This is a genomic window from Woeseia sp. D3-10 (genome assembly GCF_055809415.1).
In genome coordinates, this window is the sequence record NZ_JBVVTW010000007.1 from 1,988,774 (window position 1) to 2,007,117 (window position 18,344).

The 18,344-nt window shown below is 56.5% G+C and carries 18 protein-coding genes; 14 read left to right on the plus strand and 4 right to left on the minus strand.

All coding sequences use genetic code 11. The annotated features are described in order from the left end of the window. Nucleotides 1-19 precede the first annotated feature (19 nt). The 4 genes from AC0L8N_RS09395 (at nucleotide 20) to AC0L8N_RS09410 (ending at nucleotide 4,405) form a co-directional block, all read left to right on the plus strand. Nucleotides 20-1,990, plus strand: coding sequence for a S9 family peptidase (locus tag AC0L8N_RS09395; protein ID WP_473667381.1), 1,971 nt, complete (start codon nucleotides 20-22; stop codon nucleotides 1,988-1,990). Nucleotides 1,991-1,992: 2 nt separating this feature from the next. Continuing rightward, nucleotides 1,993-2,649, plus strand: a complete 657-nt coding sequence (gene rsmG, locus AC0L8N_RS09400; RefSeq protein ID WP_473667382.1) for a 16S rRNA (guanine(527)-N(7))-methyltransferase RsmG — start codon at nucleotides 1,993-1,995, stop codon at nucleotides 2,647-2,649. Continuing rightward, nucleotides 2,646-3,431 (plus strand): ParA family protein, encoded by a 786-nt coding sequence (locus AC0L8N_RS09405; RefSeq protein WP_473667383.1) that lies wholly within the window; start codon nucleotides 2,646-2,648, stop codon nucleotides 3,429-3,431. Before rsmG ends, AC0L8N_RS09405 begins: the two co-directional genes overlap by 4 nt. Nucleotides 3,432-3,493: 62 nt before the next feature. Next, entirely contained in the window at nucleotides 3,494-4,405 is a 912-nt protein-coding gene (locus AC0L8N_RS09410) for a ParB/RepB/Spo0J family partition protein (RefSeq protein ID WP_473667384.1), read from the plus strand. A 206-nt stretch (nucleotides 4,406-4,611) separates the two neighbouring features. Here the strand turns inward: AC0L8N_RS09410 and AC0L8N_RS09415 are convergent, their stop codons facing one another. Then, nucleotides 4,612-4,968 carry a cupin domain-containing protein gene (locus tag AC0L8N_RS09415; protein ID WP_473667385.1) on the minus strand — a complete coding sequence of 119 codons (357 nt, stop codon included), beginning with the start codon at nucleotides 4,966-4,968 and terminating at the stop codon, nucleotides 4,612-4,614. Nucleotides 4,969-5,137: 169 nt separating this feature from the next. Next, the gene (locus AC0L8N_RS09420; RefSeq protein WP_473667386.1) at nucleotides 5,138-6,301 is read right to left on the minus strand and encodes an EAL domain-containing protein; all 1,164 of its coding nucleotides are present in this window, start codon (nucleotides 6,299-6,301) and stop codon (nucleotides 5,138-5,140) included. A 359-nt stretch (nucleotides 6,302-6,660) separates the two neighbouring features. Here AC0L8N_RS09420 and AC0L8N_RS09425 point away from each other — a divergent pair, with 359 nt between their 5' ends. The 9 genes from AC0L8N_RS09425 (at nucleotide 6,661) to AC0L8N_RS09465 (ending at nucleotide 13,703) form a co-directional block, all read left to right on the plus strand. Continuing rightward, nucleotides 6,661-7,092: an ATP synthase subunit I gene (locus AC0L8N_RS09425; RefSeq protein WP_473667387.1), complete on the plus strand. Its 432-nt coding sequence runs from the start codon at nucleotides 6,661-6,663 to the stop codon at nucleotides 7,090-7,092. Next, nucleotides 7,082-7,927: a F0F1 ATP synthase subunit A gene (gene atpB, locus AC0L8N_RS09430; RefSeq protein ID WP_473667388.1), complete on the plus strand. Its 846-nt coding sequence runs from the start codon at nucleotides 7,082-7,084 to the stop codon at nucleotides 7,925-7,927. The genes AC0L8N_RS09425 and atpB overlap by 11 nt, the downstream gene beginning before the upstream one ends. 57 nt (nucleotides 7,928-7,984) lie before the next feature. Then, complete coding sequence (atpE, locus tag AC0L8N_RS09435; protein WP_473667389.1) at nucleotides 7,985-8,254, plus strand: F0F1 ATP synthase subunit C; 270 nt, start codon at nucleotides 7,985-7,987, stop codon at nucleotides 8,252-8,254. A gap of 58 nt (nucleotides 8,255-8,312) precedes the next feature. Beyond that, nucleotides 8,313-8,780, plus strand: a complete 468-nt coding sequence (locus AC0L8N_RS09440; protein WP_473670111.1) for a F0F1 ATP synthase subunit B — start codon at nucleotides 8,313-8,315, stop codon at nucleotides 8,778-8,780. 18 nt (nucleotides 8,781-8,798) lie between these two features. Then, nucleotides 8,799-9,362: a F0F1 ATP synthase subunit delta gene (locus AC0L8N_RS09445; protein ID WP_473667390.1), complete on the plus strand. Its 564-nt coding sequence runs from the start codon at nucleotides 8,799-8,801 to the stop codon at nucleotides 9,360-9,362. Between the two features lie 13 nt (nucleotides 9,363-9,375). Next, nucleotides 9,376-10,917: a F0F1 ATP synthase subunit alpha gene (gene atpA, locus AC0L8N_RS09450; RefSeq protein ID WP_473667391.1), complete on the plus strand. Its 1,542-nt coding sequence runs from the start codon at nucleotides 9,376-9,378 to the stop codon at nucleotides 10,915-10,917. An 85-nt stretch (nucleotides 10,918-11,002) separates the two neighbouring features. After that, entirely contained in the window at nucleotides 11,003-11,875 is an 873-nt protein-coding gene (gene atpG / locus AC0L8N_RS09455) for a F0F1 ATP synthase subunit gamma (RefSeq protein WP_473667392.1), read from the plus strand. Between the two features lie 11 nt (nucleotides 11,876-11,886). Further along, nucleotides 11,887-13,266 carry a F0F1 ATP synthase subunit beta gene (gene atpD, locus AC0L8N_RS09460; RefSeq protein ID WP_473667393.1) on the plus strand — a complete coding sequence of 460 codons (1,380 nt, stop codon included), beginning with the start codon at nucleotides 11,887-11,889 and terminating at the stop codon, nucleotides 13,264-13,266. A gap of 20 nt (nucleotides 13,267-13,286) precedes the next feature. Further along, nucleotides 13,287-13,703 carry a F0F1 ATP synthase subunit epsilon gene (locus AC0L8N_RS09465; RefSeq protein WP_473667394.1) on the plus strand — a complete coding sequence of 139 codons (417 nt, stop codon included), beginning with the start codon at nucleotides 13,287-13,289 and terminating at the stop codon, nucleotides 13,701-13,703. Between the two features lie 325 nt (nucleotides 13,704-14,028). Here the strand turns inward: AC0L8N_RS09465 and AC0L8N_RS09470 are convergent, their stop codons facing one another. Further along, nucleotides 14,029-14,925 (minus strand): LysR substrate-binding domain-containing protein, encoded by an 897-nt coding sequence (locus tag AC0L8N_RS09470; protein WP_473667395.1) that lies wholly within the window; start codon nucleotides 14,923-14,925, stop codon nucleotides 14,029-14,031. A gap of 599 nt (nucleotides 14,926-15,524) precedes the next feature. Here AC0L8N_RS09470 and AC0L8N_RS09475 point away from each other — a divergent pair. After that, nucleotides 15,525-17,144, plus strand: a complete 1,620-nt coding sequence (locus AC0L8N_RS09475) for a purine-cytosine permease family protein (protein WP_473667396.1) — start codon at nucleotides 15,525-15,527, stop codon at nucleotides 17,142-17,144. Nucleotides 17,145-17,843: 699 nt separating this feature from the next. Here the strand turns inward: AC0L8N_RS09475 and AC0L8N_RS09480 are convergent. After that, nucleotides 17,844-18,302, minus strand: a complete 459-nt coding sequence (locus AC0L8N_RS09480; protein WP_473667397.1) for a RidA family protein — start codon at nucleotides 18,300-18,302, stop codon at nucleotides 17,844-17,846. Nucleotides 18,303-18,344 lie beyond the last annotated feature (42 nt).

An 18,344-nucleotide genomic window follows, 5' to 3' on the forward strand; every position in this document is an offset into this window, starting at 1 on the left:
CCGAACCGGGGAAATGTAAATGACGTACCGTCTGCTGGGGTCGCTGGCTTTTCTTTCGCTTTCAGCGACGGTACTCGCGCAGGACCAGCGAACTGCCAACAACGGCAATCTGGTCATGGAAGACATCCCGACTATCCCGGCTGAAGTTGTCGCCGACCTGAACCGTTTCCAGAACGTACGCTCCGCCAGCTTTCTGGACTGGAGTGCCGACGGCAACAGCATCTTCATCAGCACCCGGTTCGCTGATGTGAACCAGTTACACCGTGTTGATCGTCCGGGTGGCGCACGTCATCAGCTGACGTTTTTTGACGAGCCGGTATCGGGGGTCCTCCGCCGACCGGGTAGCAACACATTGAGCTTCCAGCGCGATGCGGGTGGCAGTGAGTTCGCGCAGTTATTCTTGCTGAACCCGGATGATGGTGTTGCCACGCTGTTGAGTGATGGCGAGTCACGCAACGGCGCAACCGTCTGGAACCGGCAGGGTAGCCAGCTCAGTTTCCTGAGCACGCGGCGCAACGGTGCCTCTAACGATATCTGGGTTATGAACCCGGACGATCCGGACAGCGCCCGGCTGGTACTCGAATCGCAGGACGGTAGCTGGTGGGGTGCTGCCGAGTATTCGGCTTCCGGCAGCAAGCTGCTGGCCTACAACTACGTCAGCATTGCCGATTCGCGTATTCATTTGCTGGATCTCGATACCGGCGAACACGTTCGACTGGCTGGCGGCGGTGAACAGACGTCGTCCAATTACCCGCTGGCGTTCAGTGAGAACGATGACGGCATGTGGCTCATCACCGACAGTGGTGGCGAGTTCGATCAGCTCGCGTGGCAGTCGTTGCAGCCAGGTAGCCGACCTGAGCTGGTAACCGCGGATATCCCGTGGAATGTCGACGCCGGCGCAATCAGCAACGACCGTAAACGCATTGCGTTTTTGGTCAATGAGGACGGCCGCTCTGCTTTGTATCTGCTGGACACGAAAAGCCGGGAATACCGCCGCGTGGACAGTTTGCCGACCGGCCAGGCTTACGGCCTGGAGTTCAGCCCGAACGATCGCAAGCTCGGCCTGACCCTGAACTCGCCGCTGTCGCCGGCCGACAGTTACGTGCTCGATCTCGGCCCGCGGCCACTGGATTCGGGTGCGCTGACGCGCTGGACATTCAGCGAAGTGGGCGGACTGGATACCACGCAATTTGTGACGCCGGAACTCGTGCACTACCCGACCTTCGACCAGGTCGACGGCAAGCCCCGGCAGATTCCGGCGTGGGTCTATAAGCCGCCCGGACCGGGTCCGTTTCCGGTCGTGGTTTCTATCCACGGCGGGCCGGAAGGTCAATCGCGACCGTACTTCAGCAGCACCTACCAGATGTGGCTGGCGAAGCTCGGCGTTGCCGTGGTCGTGCCCAACGTGCGCGGCTCGGCTGGCTATGGCAAGAGCTATCTGGCACTCGACAATGGCTTCAAACGCGAGGATTCGGTACGGGATATTGGCGCGTTACTGGACTGGATAGCCGATCAGGATGATCTCGATGACGATAGAGTAGCGGTCTATGGCGGTAGCTACGGCGGTTACATGGTGCTCGCGAGCGCCGTGCACTACAGCGATCGTCTCGCCGCCGCAGTGGACGTTGTCGGTATCAGTAACTTTGTTACTTTCCTTGAAAACACTCAGGACTACCGGCGCGATCTGCGCCGCGCTGAATACGGCGATGAACGCGACCCGGCAATGCGCGCGCACCTGCAAACCATCAGTCCGCTGAACAATGTGTCGCGTATCAAAGTACCGATGCTGGTCGTGCAGGGTGAAAACGACCCGCGCGTGCCGGTGACCGAAGCCGTCCAAATGGTGTCGGCGCTGCGCGCCCAAGGCAGTCCGGTGTGGTACATGAATGCGCTCAATGAAGGTCACGGTTACAAGAAAAAGGAAAACCGCGACATCTATCAGCAAGCCATGGTGCTGTTCTTTCGCCAGCATTTGCTAGACGGAGAATAAGCATGACTCCGGCAGCGATCGCGACCGCGATCAAACGTGGTGCGGCCCAGTTGCCGCAGGAAATGACCGACACGGCGGCGGACAAGCTGGCACTCCTGCTCCTTGAGCTGCAGCGCTGGAACGCGCGGTTCAACCTGACCGCGATCCGCGATTTACCCGGCATGATCAGAGGGCATGTCCTCGACAGCCTGACCGCGCGGCCATTGCTGAAGGGCACACGGATACTGGATGTCGGCACCGGCGCCGGGTTTCCGGGCCTGCCGCTGGCGATCGTAGATCCGGATCTGGAGATCACTCTGCTGGACAGCAATGGCAAGAAGATTCGCTTCGTGCAGCACGTCATTGGCGAGCTGGGCCTCCGCAACGCCAGCACCGTGCATTCGCGCGTCGAACGGTATGCCCCGGAGGAGCGCTTTGATACCGTAATCGCGCGCGCCTTCGCGCCTTTGCCCCGAATGCTGGCGCAGACCGGACATCTCATCGCGGAAACTGGCATGCTGCTCGCACTCAAGGGAAAATACCCGGCCGCGGAACTTGCCGAGCTTGGCGAGGCCGCTGAACCATGGAAAGCAGACGTGAGCAAACTGAAAGTACCCGGTCTCGACCAACATGAGCGGCACGCGATATGCCTGACGCGGCAGCTCGAGGTGCGCGCATGACGCGCATTATTGCCGTCGCCAACCAGAAAGGCGGCGTAGGCAAGACCACCACTTGTGTCAATCTGGCCGCATCACTGGCCGCTACCCAGCGCCGTGTGCTCCTTATTGATCTCGATCCACAGGGCAATGCCACGATGGGCTGCGGCGTTGACAAACGCGAGGTCGAAAGCACCGCCTGCGACGTGTTGCTGGGTGAGGTGTCGGCGGCGGATGCCATCGTTTCTGTGCCGGAAGGCGATTTCGCACTGCTGCCGGGCAATGAAGACCTGACCGTCGCCGAAGTGCAATTGCTGCAGGAAATCGGCCGCGAAATGAAACTTCGCACGGCATTGAAGCCGGTCGCCGGCCTCTACGATTTCATCCTTATAGACTGCCCACCCTCTATCAACATGCTGACCGTGAATGCCCTTACGGCTGCGGATGGCGTCCTGATCCCGATGCAGTGTGAGTACTACGCGCTTGAAGGGTTGTCGGCATTGTTGAACACCATCGAACAGGTTCGGGCCAGCGTAAACCCGGACTTGAACGTATTCGGATTGCTGCGCACCATGGTCGATCCGCGCATAAACCTGTCGAACGAAGTTTCGGATCAACTTATCGCGCATTTTGAAGACAAGGTCTTCCGCACCGTGGTCCCGCGCAATGTGCGCCTGGCCGAGGCACCGAGTTTCGGTCGGCCAGTGCTGTACCATGATCGCAATTCTCGCGGCGCTTTGGCGTACCTGGCGCTTGCGGGCGAAGTATTGCGGCGCGAAGATGAGCGCGCTTCCGCCGGACACTGACTGGCGCTGCTAAAAAACCATAAGAACAGCAGCCAGGCGAAACCCTCGATGCAGAGATCAAAATGACAAAGAAAAAACGACTGGGACGCGGTCTGGACGCGCTGTTGAGCAAGCCGGCCGCCGCGCGTGCGCCGGATACGGCCGCGGCCCCCGCGCCAGTGGCGGCAAGCGGCGAAGACGAGCTGCGCAATATTCCCATTGAGCAGTTGCAGCGCGGCCAGTACCAGCCACGCGTCGATATGCGTCAGGACACCCTTGAAGATCTCGCCCGTTCAATTGAAGCGCAGGGTGTTGTTCAGCCGATTGTCGTGCGTCCACTGGACAAAGGCGCCGACGGCCAGCCGCGTTATGAAATTATTGCCGGTGAACGCCGTTGGCGGGCCTCGCAAATCGCGCAGCTGGATGAAATTCCAGCGATCATCAAGCAGATTCCGGATGAAGCGGCCATCGCCATGGCTCTCATCGAGAATATCCAGCGCGAGAACCTGAATCCGCTGGAAGAAGCACGCGCTCTCGAACGATTGATTCGTGAATTCGAACTGACCCATCAGGAAGCTGCGCAAGCGGTCGGCCGTTCGCGCGCGGCGGTGAGTAACTTGCTGCGCTTGATGGACCTGAGTGACAAGGTCAAACCGATGCTGGAATCTCGCGAGATAGAAATGGGCCACGCTCGTGCCTTGCTCGCGTTAAGCAATCCGGCGCAACAACTCGATGCCGCACGGCAGGTGGCCAAAAAGAAACTGTCCGTACGTGATACCGAAGCGCTGGTGCGACGCATGCAGTCCGACCGGCCAGCTGCCAAACCCGGAAGTAAGCCGAGCGCGAACGGTGACATCCGCCGTCTGGAAACTGAGGTGACCGACAAGTTGGGCGCGACCGTACGGATAGACCATACGGCCAAGGGCAGCGGCAAAATGGTTATCAGCTACAACAACCTGGATGAGCTCGACGGCATCCTGAAACACATCAAGTAAGGCGATCGCGGCGGGATTGCTGCAGCAGTTTGCAGCCGGCGAGTATTTCCGGCGTTAGCGTTGCCCATGGCTGTTACGCCTGGCTGTCAGGCCGAGACTCCGCAGCAAACCCGGCTTGTTCTCAACAGGGAATTCACAGGTCATTTCATCAGGGCCGGCGCCTGCCTGGCGCTGGTGTTGTCCACGGACACTGCGGTACGGCCCGCCTACTTTGGCTCAACGATCAGGTAACTGGACGTTGTGTCGCCAACGTTGAGCACTTCGTGCCATTCGACACCGGCACTCGTCCAGCTCGCACCGCTGGTTAGCGTTTGAGTACGCGTCCCGCTGGAATCCGTGATCTGCATACGACCACCTTCGATGATGTAGCCGAAGTGCGCTGCGTGAAAATGCCGCACGTGGCCGCCGCCAGGAGGGAAAACGCAACGCAGCACGCGTTGCCGGGCATCCTCGTGGAGCTTTTCGCAAACAGGTTCGTCATTCCAGCCGGCGGCGAGTGGATCAGGAAGGTCACCAGCCAGCGCCAGTGAAGCAAACAAGGACAAAATCAGTAATCGGTGCACAGGGTTACCCAGCTACAAAATTAAGCGCGGGAGTCTACCTGTCTCAGACCTCAAGAGCAGCAAGCGCTGGCGAAGTACCACCAACACCAGCCGCGTAGCGCGATCGGTGGACGTTTGCTGTCAGGAGGTTTGCCTTCAGATGTTCGCAGATGCGGTGTGCAGCAATGCTTCAGGCCACAGCGTGTATATCAATACTTTCGGCGCTATACCCGCTTTGAATCAGGTCCGGCATGACCGCCTCACTGATCAGGTAACCCTGCAACTTGTCGCACTCGATCTTCTCAAGAAAATCGTAAGTTTCCTGATCTTCCACGCCCTCGGCACATACCGAGATGCCGAGGTTGTGTGCAAGGCCGGTAACCGCTGCGAGCATTTTTTGGGCAACGTCGTCTTGCCGGGCACGTTTCAGTGCGGCGGAATGAATCTTGATTTCATCCACCGGCAACTCGATCAGTTTGCCCAGTGATGCAGCAGCGATCCCGAAGTGGTCCAGCGAAATGCGAAACCCCCGTTCCCGCAACCGTTTGACGACCTGCAGATGCGGCGCATCCGTGTCAGCAAGATTGTGCTCGACAATCTCGAAGGTGAAATTCGAGCATTCCAGGCCACGTTCTTTGACGATCGCCTCATAGCGGTCTGGCAGCTTCGGCTGATTCAACTGGCTCGAGGCAAGATTGATGCACGAACTGAGGTCGAGCCCACCTTGCCGCCATCGGATCAACTGTGCCGCGGCCTCGTGCAACACGAATTCGCTGGTAGCGCGCATCATGCCAAACGCTTCCAGCTCTGGCAGAAAGTCCATAGGACTGACGTTGCCGCGTGTTGGGTGTTCCCAGCGCAGCAATGCCTCAACCTCGGCGGTCTTCCACTCCTGGCCATCGCCCCGTACAACTTTGGGCTGGTAGCGCAGTGAGAATTCTCGATTGACCATTGCCGACGCCAGCTCGAGTTCGGGAACCTGCAATAAGGCCTGCCTGCTGTTGCGCACGGCGGTCAGCAGCTCGTCACTGCTGAACTTCGGGCGCAACCATTGAATGTTCGGGATAGGCGCCAGTTCATCGATCAGGTAATCCTGATTCCGGAGACGCAGCGCTTCCCGGTCAACGCACACCACCAGGCCGAGCGGTGCTTTTCTTGCCGCTTTGTTCAGGACCGCAACCGTGCCGGCACTGATGTCATGCTTGGTGAGGAGCACAATCCGCCGAAGTTTTCCGGCCAATTGCCGATCGAGGCCAAGGGCTTCCGAAAACCTGCCGGGGATCAGGCTGAATTCGCGCGCGACGTCGATGGTATTGAGGTTCTTGGCGGCGAATTCACTGGTCAAAAATAGCATTGCATCTCCTGCCAGCATGCGGCTGGTGATTCTTCCCTGCCGGTTCTGGCCACTTGATTCATGGCGGTTGGTCTTCGCGCATTTATACGCAGGATCGTCGGCCGACATTGTGCGACAGGTCGCATTGTCGAAATTTGACCAATTATGACCGTTGCGGGCTTGACCATTCAGCATCTGGCACCATCCTAGGGAGAGATCTCAGGGGAAATCCGGTGCCCGGTTCTGTTGCCTTAGCTAGACCTCACAACTATAATGCGCGGCCTAAACGCAGGCCCGCTACGTTTGACAGTGATTTCGACGCCACCCACCGCCGGATACCCGGTGGACGTGGCGTTTTTAATGCCGGAGATACACGAGAAATGACGGTAAAGGCCGGGGAGCAAACCAAAGGCTCCGCTGCTCACCCCCTCATTTGGCTGCTGTTGTTGCAATTGGGCCTTTGCGTGGCACTGGCTTTGTTGTTTTGGGGCACAAAAGGACGGATAGCAGGCTATTCGGCGCTTCTGGGCGGCTTGACCTGTGCAATCCCGAATACCTGGCTAGCGATGCGTCTGGTCGCGCCCCGGCGAGATCCCGGCGCGCGAGCCCTGCTAAACGCAGCCTATATTGGAGAGACGGGAAAGCTCGCGCTGACCTTAACGATGTTTGCACTGATCTTTGCGCTGGTACGGCCGATCGCCGCGCTGCCACTGTTTATGACGTTCATCGTCTGTCAACTGGCAACGCTCGCGGGGTTGTTAATGCGTCATCAGGAACCACACCGAGATACGGATACGACAAATGGCGAGTGAAAGCGGACACGGCCCGGTAAGTTCCGGCGACTATATCCAGCATCACCTGCAGAATCTGCAGTTGTGCCGGGCTGATGGCGAATGGGTCTGGAACCAGTGCGCAGGCAATTTCTGGGCGGTTAATGTTGATTCGATGGTCATTTCCATCGTGCTCGGGCTGGTTTTCATTCTGTTGTTCCACAGCGTCGCCAAGAAATCGACCAAAGGCACTCCTGGCAAAATGCAGGCAGCGGTCGAGCTCATCGTAGATTTCGTAGATTCCAACGTCCGTGACACGTTCCATGGCAAGAGCAAACTGATCGCGCCATTGGCGCTGACCATATTTGTCTGGGTGTTCATGATGAACCTGATGGACCTGCTGCCGGTCGATTGGTTGCCGTTCACCGCTGCTGCGGTGGGCGTACCCTATCTGAAGGTCGTGCCCACGGCCGACGTCAACGTCACGTTCGCCATGTCTATCGCCGTGTTCCTCCTTATTATTGCCTACACAATAAAGAGCAAAGGCGTCGGCGGCTTCGTTGCCGAGCTGACCTTGCATCCGATTGCACCGCCGACCAAGGGCCTCGGCATCATTGCTGCGCCTCTGATCATCACGTTCAACTTCCTGCTGGAATCGGTCTCGCTGCTGGCGAAGCCGCTGTCACTGTCATTGCGTTTGTTCGGTAATATGTTTGCCGGCGAATTGATCTTCATACTTATTGCACTGGTTGGCTGGTACCAGCTGCCGCTGCACTTCGGTTGGGCCGTTTTCCACGTCCTGATCGTGACCCTGCAGGCCTTTATTTTTATGATGCTGACTATTGTTTATCTGAGCCTTGCCTCGGCTGAGCATTAACAGCGGACGCTCAACCTATTTTTAATTGTTCGACTTGATCCTCGACAGGAGATACTGATGGAAACTGTTATTGGTTTAACCGCGATTGCCGTCGCGATTATGATTGGCCTTGGCGCACTCGGTGTGGCCTTAGGCATGGGCATGTTGGGCGGCCGCTTCCTGGAAAGTGCAGCGCGGCAGCCAGAGCTGGCCCCCATGTTGCAGGTCAAGATGTTCCTCGTTGTGGCGCTGCTTGATGCTGTAGCCATGATCGGCGTAGGTGTTGGCCTGTTCTTCGCGTTTGCAAACCCATTCGTTGCCCAGCTGCAGAACGCAACTGGCGGTTGAATGCCGTTTGCTGCAAAGCAAGGGATAGTAGCTCGACCCCAAGGAGTCTCTAGTGGACATTAATATCGGTACCCTGGCCGGCCAGACAATCGCGATGATCGTGTTTGTCTGGTTCTGTATGAAATTCATATGGCCGCCGATCATGAACGCTATCGAAGCACGCCAGACGCAGATTGCGGATGGCCTCGCGGCCGCCGAGCGCGGCCAGCACAGCCTCGAGAAAGCACAAGCGGAAGCGGACGAAATCGTTGCCAACGCGAAAAAGCAGGCTACTGGCATACTTGATCAGGCGCACGGCCGTGCCAACGAGATCGTTGCAGAGGGCAAGGCTGACGGCATCAAAGAACGCGACAAGCAGCTTGCTGCCGGGCGTTCCGAAGTCGAGAAAGAAATCAGTCGTGCACGCGAAGAGTTGCGTGGTCAGGTTTCCGCCATTGCTGTTGCAAGTGCCGAGAAGATTCTGCTGCGCGAAATTGATCCGAAGGCGCATGAAGACATTCTCAGCAAACTTGCTGCGGAACTGTAACGCGGAGTAGAACTGGCAATGGCAGACAACAACACGATAGCGAGACCCTACGCCCGCGCGGCGTTTGATCTTGCGCGCGATGCCGGCGAGCTCGGCCCGTGGTCCGACGCGTTAAATATCGCCGGTAGTCTGCTGGCTGACGGGCAGGCTGCAAAGTTCATGGCCAGCCCTAAGCTGAACGACGCCGCGCGGCTGAAGTTCCTGACCGGCCTGATTACCTCGGCCGGCGGCAATAACGTTGTGTTTGATGGCAGCAACCAGCAGGGCGAGAATTTTCTCAAGTTGCTGATTGAGTACGATCGGGTTGACGTGTTGCCTGAGATCGCCGTGCATTTTGACCAGCTCAAGGCCGAAGTTGAAAACACGATCGACGTTACCGTTACGGCGGCCGTGCCGCTGAATGACGCACAGCAGCAGGAGATCGCGTCGGCGCTGAAAGCCCGCCTTGGGCGCGATGTTCGGCTCACGATGGAAACAAATGACACACTCATCGGCGGCGCGATCATACGCGCTGGCGACGTAGTAATTGATGGTTCACTGCGCGCCCGACTGCAAGGTCTGGCTACCGCACTGACCGCATAACGAGGAAAGCAACATGGCACTCAAAGCTTCTGAAATCAGCCAGCTGATTAAAGAGCGAATCGAGAATTTCGAGTCCGCAGCCGAAGCTCGTGACGTTGGCACCGTAATCGGTGTTACTGACGGCATCGTGCGTATTCACGGCCTCGCCGACGCTCGCTACGGCGAAATGCTCGAGTTTCCGCAGAACACCTTCGGCCTGGCCCTGAACCTTGAACAGGATTCGGTCGGTGCGGTTGTTCTCGGCGAATACAAGCACATCTCGGAAGGCGATACGGTCAAGACTACCGGCCGAATTCTTGAAGTGCCGATTGGCGAAGAGCTGCTGGGTCGGGTCATTGATTCCCTCGGCGAGCCCATCGACGGCAAAGGCCCGATCGGCGCGAAAGAGACCGCGCCTATCGAAAAAGTTGCTCCCGGCGTAATTGAGCGCAAGTCGGTTGATCAGCCGGTGCAGACCGGCTTGAAATCCATCGACTCCATGGTGCCCATCGGTCGTGGCCAGCGTGAGTTGATCATTGGTGACCGCCAGACCGGTAAAACGGCTGTGGCGATTGACGCGATCATCAACCAGAAAGGCACCGGAATTAAATGTATCTACGTTGCTATCGGCCAGAAAGCCTCGTCGATTGCCGGTGTTGTTCGCAAGCTCGAAGAAGAAGGCGCCATGGCCCACACAATTGTGGTCGCGGCCTCGGCCGCCGACTCAGCGGCCATGCAGTACATTGCACCGTATGCCGGAACCACGATGGGAGAATACTTCCGCGACCGTGGTCAGGATGCGCTGATAATTTTTGACGATCTTACCAAGCAGGCTTGGGCCTATCGCCAGATGTCGTTGTTGTTGCGACGTCCGCCGGGCCGTGAAGCCTACCCCGGTGACGTGTTCTATCTCCATTCCCGTTTGCTGGAACGCGCCGCACGGGTCAGTGCCGAGTACGTTGAAGAATTTACCGGTGGCAAGGTAAAAGGCAAGACCGGCTCACTGACCGCACTGCCCATTATCGAAACCCAGGCCGGTGACGTTTCGGCGTTCGTACCGACCAACGTAATTTCCATTACCGACGGCCAGATCTTCCTGGAAACCGACCTGTTCAATGCTGGCATTCGTCCAGCCATTAACGCTGGCTTATCCGTATCGCGCGTTGGTGGGGCGGCCCAGACCAAGATCATCAAGAAACTCGGTGGTGGTGTCCGTCTTGCACTTGCACAGTACCGCGAGTTGGCGGCGTTCGCCCAGTTTGCATCGGACCTCGACGAGACGACCCGCAAGCAGCTTGAGCGTGGTCAGCGCGTTACCGAATTGATGAAGCAAAAGCAGTACTCACCGCTGTCTGTTGCCGAGATGGGCATTTCACTGTACGCAGCAAACGAAGGCTTTATCGACAAAGTGCCAGTCAACAAAGTTGTTGCCTACGAAGAAGCTTTGCATGACTTCGCACGGGCGAATCACGGCGACCTGCTCGACAAGATAAATTCAACGGGTGATTACAGCGACGAAATCCAGGCAGGCCTTAAAGCGGCGTGTCAGGCTTTTGCCGACAATGGCGCGTACTAACACGTTCACATCTGGCAGTAGTGGCCGACCTTGCGGTCTGACGCTCACTTAAGCACGCAGTAAACGACGAGAACAGAGATACGATATGGCGGGCGAAAAAGAAATTCGCACCAAGATCCGCAGTGTTAAAAATCTGCAGAAGATCACCAAAGCGATGGAGATGGTCGCAGCCAGCAAGATCCGCAAAGCGCAGGATCAGATGGAAGCGTCGCGTCCCTACGCCCAGCGTATTCGTCGCGTAGTCGGTCACCTTGCGCTTGCGAATCCGGATTACAAGCATCCGTACCTCATCGAGCGCGAAGTGAAACGCGTTGGTTACATCGTTATTTCCACCGATCGCGGAATGTGCGGTGGCTTGAACGTCAATCTGTTCAAGAAAGTCATCGGCGAGATCAGCCAGTGGCAGGAAAAAGGTGTTGAGGTCCAGTACTCGCTGGTGGGCTCGAAGGCGGTGCAGTTCTTCAAGCGTCTGGGTGGCAAGGTGCTGGGTACCACAACCCACATTGGTGATCGCCCGAGCGTCAATGAATTGATCGGCTCGATCAAGATCATGCTTGATGCTTACAGCGACGGCCAGATCGATCGCTTGTACCTCGTCAACAACAAGTTCGTTAACACAATGACGCAGTCACCAACGATAACGACGCTGTTGCCGGTCAGCCAGATTGACCTTGGCGAAGAGTCGTTGCAGGACCATTGGGATTACATCTATGAGCCTGATGCAACTGAGCTGCTCGACGATGTACTGATGCGTTACATCGAATCGCAGGTTTACCGCGGCGTGGTAGAGAACCTGGCCAGTGAAATGGCAGCAAAAATGGTGGCGATGAAATCTGCCACAGACAACGCCGGTGACATCATCGAGGATCTGCAGCTAGCCTATAACAAGGCGCGACAGGCAGCGATCACCCAGGAAATTTCAGAAATTGTAGGCGGCGCAGCTGCCGTCTCAGGTTAGAGGTCAAAATAATGAGCACCGGAACAACTGTGCAGATCATTGGCGCTGTCGTGGACGTGGAGTTCCCGGCCGATGCCATCCCCAAGATTTACGATGCGCTCGTCATTGAAGAAGGCGGCATCACGCTTGAAGTGCAGCAGCAGCTCGGCGACGGTGTGGTGCGCACGATTGCGATGGGTGCCAGTGAAGGGCTGAAGCGTGGCATGAACGTCCGCAATACGGGCACGGCCATCCAGGTGCCGGTTGGCGAGAAAACCCTCGGCCGCATCATGGACGTACTCGGCAAGCCCATCGACAACAAGGGCCCGATCGGCGCGGAAACGGAAATGCCGATTCACCGCGCAGCGCCAACTTACGAAGAACAGGCGGCCGCTACCGAACTCCTCGAAACCGGTATCAAGGTCATCGACCTGATCATGCCCATCGCAAAGGGCGGCAAGATCGGCCTGTTCGGCGGTGCCGGTGTGGGCAAGACGGTAACCCTGATGGAACTCATTCGTAACATTGCGGCTGAGCACTCGGGTTACTCGGTCTTTGCCGGTGTCGGTGAGCGTACTCGTGAGGGTAACGACTTCTACCACGAAATGACTGAGTCGAACGTTATCGACAAAGTTTCACTGGTCTACGGTCAGATGAACGAGCCACCGGGCAACCGCCTGCGTGTGGCACTCACCGGTCTGACCATGGCCGAGGCGTTCCGCGACGAAGGCCGTGACGTGTTGATGTTTATCGATAACATCTACCGTTACACCCTGGCCGGAACCGAAGTATCCGCACTGCTTGGTCGTATGCCATCTGCTGTGGGCTATCAGCCAACACTGGCAGAAGAAATGGGCGTCCTGCAGGAGCGTATTACTTCAACAAAAACCGGTTCTATTACCTCATTCCAGGCCGTCTACGTGCCTGCGGATGACTTGACCGATCCGTCACCGGCCACGACTTTTGCTCACCTTGACGCAACGCTCGTACTGTCGCGTCAGATTGCCGAGCTGGGTATCTACCCGGCCGTTGACCCGCTCGACTCAACCAGTCGTATTCTTGATCCGCTGGTTATCGGTCAGGAACATTACGATTGCGCGCGTGGTGTGCAGGCGGTACTGCAGCGCTACAAGGAATTGCAGGACATCATCGCGATTCTCGGTATGGACGAATTGTCAGAAGACGACAAACAGTCCGTTACCCGCGCGCGAAAAATCCAGCGCTTCCTGTCGCAACCGTTCTTCGTTGCTGAAACCTTCACAGGTAGTCCGGGTAAGTACGTTTCACTCGCGGAAACCATTCGCGGTTTCAATGGCATTGTTGCCGGCGATTACGACCACCTCCCCGAGCAGGCGTTTTACATGGTTGGCTCGATCGAAGAAGCGGTCGAAAAAGCCAAGACGATGCAATAAGCATCGATCAGGAATAGACAATGGCAACGATCCAGGTCGACATCGTATCCGCCGAAGGCGAAATTCATTCAGGCGAAGCCAGAATGGTTTTCGCACCGGCAAGCATGGGCGAACTTGGCATCGCGCCGCGCCATGCTCCGTTGCTGACTACCTTGAAGCCGGGCGAAGTTCGGGTTGAAGATACGGAAGGCAAGGAGCACTTTTTCTACATCACGGGTGGCATGTTGGAAATTCAGCCGCACCTGGTCACCGTGCTTGCTGATACTGCGTTGCGCGGTGAACAGCTGGATGAAGCGGCTGCGTTGAAAGCGCAACAGGATGCAGAAGAAAGTCTGAAAGGTGCCTCCGGTCACACTGATCTCAAGCGGGCTCAACTGGAACTGGCCGAAGCGCAAGCACGGTTCCGCGCTGCGCAGCGCTTGAAAGGTAAAAAATAGGGCGATAGCTCGGGTTTTGCTCGCCGGCCGTAAGCTTGGTGTTGGCTGCGGTTGGGTTGGTGCAACAACGAAATAGGAATGCCGGATTGGTTACGACCGTCCGGCATTTTTTTTGCACCGGATGCTGATCGCGACAGGCAACACGAAGGCTACGTTTTCTGGCGGTTGGTGCTACCGGATAGCGGACGATCGAGCAACTTACGGGAACATAGCTACGGCGGACTGAAAGTTCTCCCGCCGAACAGCAGGACGGATCAATCGCAAAGAGCCTTACGGCGGCGGTATCGGCGACACGCTTGCTGATGCGATTCGCATCGTGGACTTACTACGCTGAAGAAGCCATCTCATCAAGCAGCCATTGACGAAACGCTACCAGCGGCGGAAATTCGGCGCGATCCGTTGGCCAAAACAGGTAATAACCGCCGGGAGTTTGCATGGGGCGGTCTATGGCACAGACCAATGACGACCGTTTCAATTCTTCTTCGAACAAGAAAGTGGGAAGCAGAACAACTCCGAGCCCGGCAACTGCCGCGGCCGCGGCCGTCGCCAACTCGTCGAACAACATGCCACGGACGTGGTCTGCTTCTACGTCGTTGTTCATTAACCATTGTTCCCAGCCGTCCGGGCGGGACTTCAGGTGCAGTAGCGGCGCTTTCCGCACGTCTTTCGGTTCCTTGAACGCGAATTTATCTACCAGTTCCTGACTGCAGTAGGGCAATACAACGTCATTCGACAAAAACGCACTTTGCGCTTCCGCCCAATCTTTCGTTCCGTAGTGCAATGCTGCATCAACCGATTTCTTGCGGAAATCAAACGGTGCACTTTGAGTGACCAGATTCAGCGTTATATCCGGGTTCAAATTCAGAAACTTTGGAAGCCGCGGTACGAGCCAGTTCTTCCCAAAGGTAGGCATAACCGCAATATTCAGAACGCCTCCGGTAGGATTCGCTCTTAAGTTCATCGATGCGGCACCGATGTGTTCCAGGCTTTCCCGGATTTCACGCGCGTAAGCGCGACCCGCTTCCGTCAGACGAATCGTTTGCCGTTCACGCCAGAACAACGGCACTTCCAGTTGTGACTCAAGTAACTTTATCTGCCGACTAACTGCACTCTGAGTGAGATTCAAATACTCAGCTGCCGCGGTCACGCTACCCGTACGTGCAGCTGCTTCAAACGCCGAAAGTGTAGCTAAAGAAGGTAAAAACCTACGCGGTATCTTCATGTAACTTCATTCCACCTAGGAATAATGTATTGCGAAACATCTCGTATCTTGTGCAGGAATGCTTGTCCATTATATGTACAAATAGTTTGAGGTCGTCAAGACAATAAATGTCATGACCGACTTCCAAAAAATACTGAATTGTCAGCAAAAATCTAATGCTGCTGGACGCCAACTAGTACATAAAATTTGCAAGCAACGGACCGCCGTTATGAGTAAAGAACCGTACCGTAGTACTTATAGACAGCACGCTTTCTCTGGTCTCGCGCAACATTGCAACTACCAACCGTCAGTCTTCATCGCACCCGTTACGTTTATCCAACGTACACTGAAAAAAGCTCGCGTGCTTGTCCACGCAGACTGTATGCCGCAGGAACACCTGCCTACGAATCACTATCGGCCACTATTTCCAACTATCTGTGCTGTCTAGAGTGGCACCGCTTTGCCATGGCCGAAGACTGCACCTGACAGCTGTCAACATTAGTGTCCACTGAAACCGGAACTGATATTTACGAAACAGACATGCTTACGTAATCGGACCCATAGAAAACTCTTGGTTCCGAACCAGTCGCGAAGCAGGTCATCGCTTGAAAGGAGAAAACATGTCTGCGCCAGGTCGAGATCTCATACCGCTTGAGATTAGTTTTACCGATGATCCCCGTGTTGTGAAAGAAGCAGCAACGGAGGATTACACTACTCATGTCGTTCCACATTCGTGGCGTAGCAGCAAGAAATCACTCTCCATGTCGTGGTCTTCTCTGGTTAGCGGCATCTTCTACCTTGTCACCGCAGCTACCATCGCCAGCGTAGTCGGCACGGTCGATACCTTAATCGGTATAGTCCTCGCGTGTGCCGCGTTCGGAGCCCTCGGGCATGTTATCTCGGTGTATTCAGCGAAGACCGGCCTGACGGTTGCCCTGGTTTCGCAGCGACTGTTTGGCGCATCGGGTTCGATAGTTGCTCCGTTAATTCTGACGGCAACCGCCATGTACTACGCCGTTTTCGAAAGCACCATGATCGCACACGCTTTTGACTCCTATTTTGGCGGAGTCGATATTCGCGTTTGGTATGCGGTCGCGGTGCTGATGAACTTGCCGCTCGTTATGGGCGGAATCAGGCGCTGGATGGACAAGTACAACGCGTTCTTGCTGCCAATTTATTGGGCAGGCCTGATCATTGTTGTCGTCATGGCTGCTGCTCAGTTCGATACTTCGGGCTGGCTGACACACGCGCCTGCGGCTGCTCACGAACTGAACGCTCCCGGCTGGTTGTACGCGTTCTTCGTCTACCTCGGTGTGCTCGTCTTGATGATGTTTACCGTGGACTTCGCGCGTTTCGGCAAAGTTGAAGATACGAAGTTCAACGGGATAGTCACCTTCGGCCCCGTGTTCTACGCATTCTGCTATCTCGGCAACGGTCTCCTCGGTATTTATATCGCCTACGCTGCTGGCCTTTCCGGTGAAGTTTCCACGGCAGGTATCGTGAACTTCATCGTGACGCTGATGGGCGGCTGGGGTTTGATCCTGGTCTGGGTAACTCAGGCGAGAATCAATACTGCGAATTTCTATGTTGCGTCAACCAACATGGAAGACCTTTGGGCGCGACTGTTCCGGCATAAAATTTCGCGGGTCGGTGCTGTGCTTGTCTGTGGCGTCATCGTATACGCCTGCATGCTCACCGATGTGCTTAGCTATCTGTTTGTCGCGCTGGCATGGCAGGGCGCGTTCATTGCGTCCTGGGTCGCCATCATGCTGGTCCACGTAGTCCGCGCAGGCGATGAGCTGGCCGAATTCCGGCCGGGTCGCCTTGCCAGTTTCAGCGCTGGTACTTGGATCTGGGTCGGTAGTTCCTTGTTCGGCGTGCTGTTCTACGAGTTCGGCGGATCCGCCGGAATCGTCTGGTCGACACCTGTCACGTTCATTGTCAGTGGCTTCCTGTATGCATTGACCTACGAAGTTCAACGTCGCAAGGTTCTGCTCCAAAGAGACGGCGATCCCCGCAACGAAGTGGACAACGTTTGGGAAGCCCGCGTGAAGTGCCATGTCTGCGACCACAGTTATATCGCTGTCGAAATGGACCGTGACCCCAGTGTGGACGGTAGCCCGGCGATCTGCCTGGCGTGCTCCAGAATCAATCTCGACTATCGCAGAGCGTGCATCACTGAGCACGAACACACCGTGGTTGCCCGAGCGTCGGCGATACCCGCTGAACAACCGGTCTAGAAAGGCAAACGCAAAGCAACGGCTTGCCGTTGCGTGTGCGAACGTTGCGGCCGGCAAGCCGGGTTAACACCCCTTGCCGGTCCCGCAACGGATCGGTTTCCCAAGCTGCTGCTGTCAATGGCAGGCTTGTTATTGGCGCGCAGACCGCAGGAGCAACATTCGTTGCTCCTGACTACGCCGTGACACTACAAGCCTGCGAACTTATTGTGTTTGAGTAGCGCCGCTTGTCGAGGCTCCCGAACAAACATGCGATAAACCATGCTGGAGTCTCTTACCGCTTGCCGGTATGTGCAGCCAATACACAGAAGAACCAGTTACTTTCGGCAGCATGTCTCCTGTTCCTTGCAACGAAGTTCGTCGCGCACCGTAGCGATGCCATGGAGCCTGGGTCGATCTGCAGGGACGGGATGCCAATCGGCTTACGGCCAGAGAGCTCCCTGCAAACAGCGAAACTGGTCAGGTATTCAGCACGAACGTGCATGCCTTGCGCCGCGACCGGCACAGAACATTAATGGCATAGAAGCCCGCAGCCTATTCGCAGCAATGGTAAACACTGCGAACAGGCGAGCTCACTGTAATGTAACGGCCAACGCCGTCATGCGCAGACGCGCAGGGGGCGCGCGGCTGCGGGAACAGAAGCGCTTTGATCAGCGCTTCGTCCCGCCGGGACAAGTCAATATTGTCCCTTAGATAAGGGTTTCAGCGATTCTGCGGACTGTGGGCCAGGCACACAACCTCGACCAGCAATCCGAAGGCCATCCCGTTCGTGGCGAACGAGCTACGTGCCGGGCGCTTCCCGGGCGTGAAGAAACTGACATAAATATCATTGAATTCAGCCCATGTCGACATGTCTGCCAGCATCACGGTGCATTTGAAAACGTCGTCCATGCTGCCACCATGTTGCGCCACAGCGGCAGACAGGTTCTCCATCGTGAGCCGGGTTTGAGCCTGGATACCCTCAGGAATACTCCCATCCGGACGGATACCTACCTGCCCGGAGAGGTACAGCACATCGCCAACTCTGACGGCATCCGAGTACGGTTTGTCGAGCCCGTCGGCGAAGAATTCGATTGGCGCACGAGTGTCTGACCCTGCAGCGCAGCCAGCACCGAGAACAAGTGCGAGGCACAAACTACCGATCAGAAAAATCCTATTCATATATACGTCTCCAAGCGCCAAGAAAAAAACATAGCCGTAAGC